Source organism: Tabrizicola sp. (assembly GCF_051645465.1).
Lineage (GTDB): Bacteria > Pseudomonadota > Alphaproteobacteria > Rhodobacterales > Rhodobacteraceae > Tabrizicola.
The window spans coordinates 1-5154 of record NZ_JBOFBI010000338.1 but is presented as its reverse complement, the minus strand read 5'-3'; the positions used below and the strand labels follow the sequence as shown (position 1 = coordinate 5154).

General features: G+C 65.4%; 4 protein-coding genes. All 4 read right to left on the bottom strand.

What is annotated here, in order from left to right; translation table 11 throughout:
• The coding region (locus ACRCSW_RS21515) for a restriction endonuclease (protein WP_438707698.1) at positions 1–1104 on the bottom strand (1104 nt) is incomplete at its 3' end.
• 102 nt (positions 1105–1206) lie between these two features.
• On the bottom strand, positions 1207–2139 hold the full coding sequence (locus ACRCSW_RS21510) for a DUF2493 domain-containing protein (protein WP_438707699.1): 933 nt from the start codon (positions 2137–2139) through the stop codon (positions 1207–1209).
• A 365-nt stretch (positions 2140–2504) separates the two neighbouring features.
• Positions 2505–3536 (bottom strand): DUF7146 domain-containing protein, encoded by a 1032-nt coding sequence (locus ACRCSW_RS21505; RefSeq protein WP_438707697.1) that lies wholly within the window; start codon positions 3534–3536, stop codon positions 2505–2507.
• 3 nt (positions 3537–3539) lie between these two features.
• The coding region (locus tag ACRCSW_RS21500; RefSeq protein ID WP_438707696.1) for a strawberry notch C-terminal domain-containing protein at positions 3540–5154 on the bottom strand (1615 nt) is incomplete at its 5' end.

Here is a 5154-nt window from a genome sequence, read left to right as displayed (position 1 = left end):
GTCGCCGAAAATCCGCGGCGTCGCGGTCATGTAAAGGCGCTTGCGGCCTTTGACATGGTCATTGCTGTGGATCTTGACGAAGTTGGACTCTTCCTCGCCATCGAGGGTGGCACCCGTGGTGCGGTGAGCCTCGTCGCAGATGATCAGATCGAACTCGGGCAGTCCCGCTTCCTGTGCGCGGGTGAGCGTGACGATGGACTGGTACGTTGAGAAGATGACGGTCATCCGCTCCGGATCGTCCTCGCCCGCCTTCTCTGCGACCTTGACCGGGTCAGTGGTTGCCGGAAATGCTAGATCGTGGATTTCGATTTCCGCGATGTCCTCGGCGTTCTTGCGCCGTTTGCCAACATGGGCGTCAGAACAGACGGCGAAGGCCCGGATTGGCGTTTCGGTGTCATTTGTCCATTCACGCACAGTCTGGGACATCAATGCCAGCGACGGCACCATAAACAGGACGCGCTTGCCCTTGCCTGCAATGGCTTCTGCGATCTTCAGCGAGGTGAAGGTCTTGCCCGTGCCGCAAGCCATGATCATCTTGCCGCGATCCGCCGCAGCGAGGCCCTTGCTGACGTTTGCCAGCGCATCCTTCTGATGGTCCAGCAGGGACTTCTTGGCGCTGAGAACAATTTCGCCGCGAGCCTCGAAGATGGTCCAATCGATCCGGCTCTCGCGGAGGTCTGTCAGACCGATGCGGACGACGGGGATTGCTTGGTCCCGGATCATCTCCTCGGCGTTGGTACCCCATTCCTTTTCGGTCGTGTCTAGGACAACGCGCCTGCGGAAAGGCTCTTTCCCCGAGGCGGAGATAAAGCTGTCGATGTGCGCCTTCTGGATACGCGCGTCAGCCGCATAGAACTTGGCTTGGATCGCGGCGAGCCCATCCTCGTTGCGCAATTTTGCAACCAGATCGATGCCGACGTCCTTGCCGTCGCGACCGTTCGCCTTGGCCCAGTCAGACCAGGTCCATACCGCATCGTACTCTTCGGCCTGCACCGGATCGTTCAGGAAGAAGGCTAGGGCTAGGCGCTCAAAGTAGGTGCCCTTCTCGCGCTCGGTGACAGCGGCATCGCGGTAGGACTGAAGGATTCGGTCGATAGCCGTCATGAACACCCCTGACTGTGTTTTCATCATCTTAGCGACTGAAGTCATCATGATCGACCCAAAACACGCTGGGCAAACTAAGGCACACCGAGAAGAATCGGGGGCTCACGCCCCCTTCTCGAACTTCATGACCGGGATGCCGAGCTTCTTGGCCTTGTCGACGAGGTTCTCCTGGATGCCATTGCCCGGGAAGACGAGGACACCCACGGGGAGCACGTCCAGCATGGCGTCGTTGCGCTTGAAGGGTGCGGCCTTGGCGTGCTTGGTCCAGTCGGGCTTGAAGGCCACCTGCGTCACGCCGCGGGATTCGGCCCATTTAGCGGCGATGAGCTCTGCGCCCTTGGGGCTTCCCCCATGCAAAAGGACCATGTCGGGATACTTGGTCCGGACCTGATCGAGCTTGCCCCAGATCAGGCGATGATCGTTGAAGTCGGTCCCACCGGTGAGGGCGACCTTGGGGCCAGCGGGGAGCATCACCTCGGTTTCCGCGCGGCGCTTGGCGGCCAGGAAGTCGCGGCTGTCGATCAGGGCTGAGGTCAGGTGCTGGCGGTTCACCATCGAGCCGGTGCGGGGGCGCCAGGTGGAGCCCGTGTGATGGACGAACTCGGTCGCGGCGTGATCGCGCATCATGTCCATGCAGTTGCGCCGTTCGATCAGGGTCAGGCCTTCGGCCGTCAGGCGCTCGAGTTCGGTCGATTTCACCTCAGAGCCGTCCTGCTCGCGCTGGAGGCGGCGCTGCGCCTGCTCGTTCTCGTCGAGCGTCCGCTCGATCCGGGCCGTGGCGCGGTGGAAGAGGTTGACCTGGCCCCAGAGCACCTCTTCGAGGTCGGGCTCCATGCGGGTGTCTTCGAGGGTCGCGACGAGGGCGTCGAAGATGTCGGCGACGGCGACCGCGAGGCGCTGCCCATCGGGCATCGGTCGCGGATCGGGCTCGTCAAAGGCGCGGTAGCCATAGAGCTGCAGCTCGTCGAGCGCATGGGCGGTCTGGGATGCGGTGTGGGCGGGTTCATACGCGTCGTCGTTGGTGTGGATCGTCACCGGTTTCTTGCCTCCGGGCCTGTCTCGTCCGCGCGTCATCCCGCGCGGCCTTCATGGGCTGCGGAAGCCGTCACGGGGGCTGCCCCTTCACCCCCTTTCGGGGCCGGAACGCATGTGGAGGAGGACGGGGGGCGGCTGATTTGGCTCTCGCGATGCAAAGGCGGCTCTGCCGCCGGCGGAAATCAGTCGCCCCCCGTCCTTGAAGGGGCGGCCCCTTTGATGGCCGCCTGCCCATCTCTTGAAGGCCGCTCGGGTGACGGGTGGATGAGATTGCCCGGGAAGGGGCAAAGCGACGGTCCAGAACCGCGAAAGGGATTCGTGACACCTGCCCCGCTGTCCCCTGACCGCCCCCTGCGCGATGCAGCTCAGCCTGACAGGCGATGCCGATCCTCTGGCCCGATCTGCCCTGCCAGATGCTGGCGCAGCGCCTCCCTGCCGTTCGCCCGGAGATCATCGTTGAAATCCCCGAGCCGCGGTTCCAGCACCCGAACGGCAATCCCGGCATCAAGTGCTCTGGCGCTCAACCTCTCTGCCGCGCCACGCCCAGCCGGATCGCGGTCGATGGCGATGTAGAGGCGCTGCACCGCCTCCGGCAGCAGGACCGCCCCGAGGTGACCCGACGAGAGCGCCGCCCAGACGGGAAGGCCGGGTGCGGCTTCAACGAGGGACAGCATGGTCTCGATGCCCTCGCCGATGACGAGGATGTCTTCATGCGGGGTCAGCCGGACGGCATTGCCGAGGAGGTGACCCATGGCTCGTCGCTGCGTCTCGACAGCCGCCTTCCCCTGTCCGTCACGCGCCAGCCAAGTGCGATGCACGCCCTGCAAAGCCCCTGCCCCATCGGTGACCGCCGCGATCAGCGCCGGTCTGGGGACGCTCCGGGTCTGGCCCTCATCCCGATGCCAGCACTTCGGGTGGAAGCGCAGGGCGCTCATCCTGCTGCCTTGGGTCAGGCCTCGGGAGCGGAGGTAGGTGTCGGCAAGCGTGCCTGCTACCGGCACCGAGGCTGCGAAGAGCCGCGCCGCCGCCGCTGGCGTGCCACCGGGGGCCTTGGCCTTCCTTTGCACTGGCACATCCGGGAAGACCGGCTGCGGACGGCCCAGATGCGATCGGGCCTCAGCCAAAAGATCAGGAAAGCGGGAAATCCCGGTCCTTTCGCGGATGATGTCGAGAAGATCACCATGCTCGCCTGTCGCGCCGTCCGTGAACTTGCCAGCCGCACCGGGTCCCGAAGCTGCCCCGGTCAGCCGCACGAAAAGCGACCGGCCAGGATTGTTCTGCAGATCGCCCACGATCCAGTAGGACCCTTCCCGCCGTCCGGCGGGAAGGTAAGCGCGACAGACGCCTTCGGCGTTTTCCGCGAGGGCTCGGATCAATTCGTCGGTCTCGGAATACATGGCTCAACAACCCCCGCGTGCATGTAGTCCCGTCACAGGACACCGTGCAAGCAGACGATCCAGCACGGCGATGCCGGTAGGGTCGGTCGGGCAGAAGAGGCGCAGCTTCCAGCTGATGATCTCCGAGAAGAACCCATCTGCCTTGAGCCGATCCTTCGCCGCTTCCGTGAAGCCCGAGAGCTCGATCCGGTTCACGCCCATGACGCGGGACCGGTGCAACTCCATCCCCTCGGCCAGCCGCACCACGGTCTTTCCCTCCAGCACGAGAGCATGGACCTGCGCCGCCGAGAGTTGCGGCGCGTCATTGGCCAGCGTGGTCGCGACCCAAGCGGGCGAGACACGGCGGCCGATGATGCGCTGGCCGTCGTCGGTCTGCAGCCGGTAGACGCGGGTTTCGTCCTCGGGGAGCTGCTTCCAGATCGGCAGCAGGAGACCCGCCACGATGTGCAGCGTGGCTTCGGAGAACTCCGGCACCTCGGCCAGTTCCGCAGTCCAGGCGGCGGCGAAGGCGGTGCGGTCGGCCTCGAGCCAATGCGTGTCCTCCATCATCTTGGCCGGCAAGGTGCTGGCTTCTGTTGGCCGGATCAACCGCAGGCGGGGCTCGATGGTGCCATCGTCGAGCATCAGGCTGGTGGCAGGCACCTGCACCGCAGCGCGACCGGAGCGGCTGTTGACCAGAAGCCGTGCCTTCGGGTCGTCGAGCCAGTCGAGCGCATCCGCGAGCGAGGTCGGCGTGTTGCGCCGCTTTTCCGCGATGCTCAGCAGCTGGGTTTCGGCGCCGGAGCCGGGATGAGTGTAGATGACACGTGCGTCGGTCACGCGGAAGCTTTCGGCGCGCAGCGTCTCCAGCCCGAGGTCGTAGACCCCGGCGGCGATGGCGCCCTCGATGCGTTGGTCGAGCAATTCCTCGAAGGCCGAGAAGAGCACGGCCTGCATGTCGATCGTCAGCGCGAGCAGGCGATTGAGGAAGGTCGTGATCGGCGGCAGGTCATCTTTCAGGCCGTTGTCATCAGTCAGGCTCAGGCCGGTCGCATCTTCGAAGGCCCCGAGCGAACAGCCCGCCACATCGCCGCGATAAAGGCGGCGGTAGAGTTGGCGCAGGGCATCACGGGCATAGGGCGACTCGAGGTTGTCCTCGGGTCGGAACAGCCCCTGTCCGCCGGTCTGGCGCTGGCCGCGCGTGATGGCACCCAGCGTGTCGAGGCGGCGCGCGATGGTAGACAGGAACCGCTTTTCTGCCTTCACATCGGTGGCCACGGGGCGGAACAGCGGCGGCTGCGCCTGGTTGGTGCGGTTGGTGCGGCCCAGGCCCTGGATCGCGGCATCGGCTTTCCAGCCGGGTTCCAAGAGGTAGTGGACCCGCAAGCGCTGGTTCTTGGCCCCAAGATCGGCGTGATAGCTGCGCCCCGTGCCGCCCGCATCCGAGAAGATCAGGATGCGCTTCTGGTCATCCATGAAAGCGGCGGCTTCCGCGAGATGGGCAGATCCTGCCCGGCTTTCCACGACAAGGCGCGCAGCGTGCCCCTCGCCCTTCCTCACGATGCGGCGCGACCGGCCCGTGACCTCGGCCACGAGATCGGTACCGAAGCGCTGGACGATCTGGTCCAGCGCGCCAGGG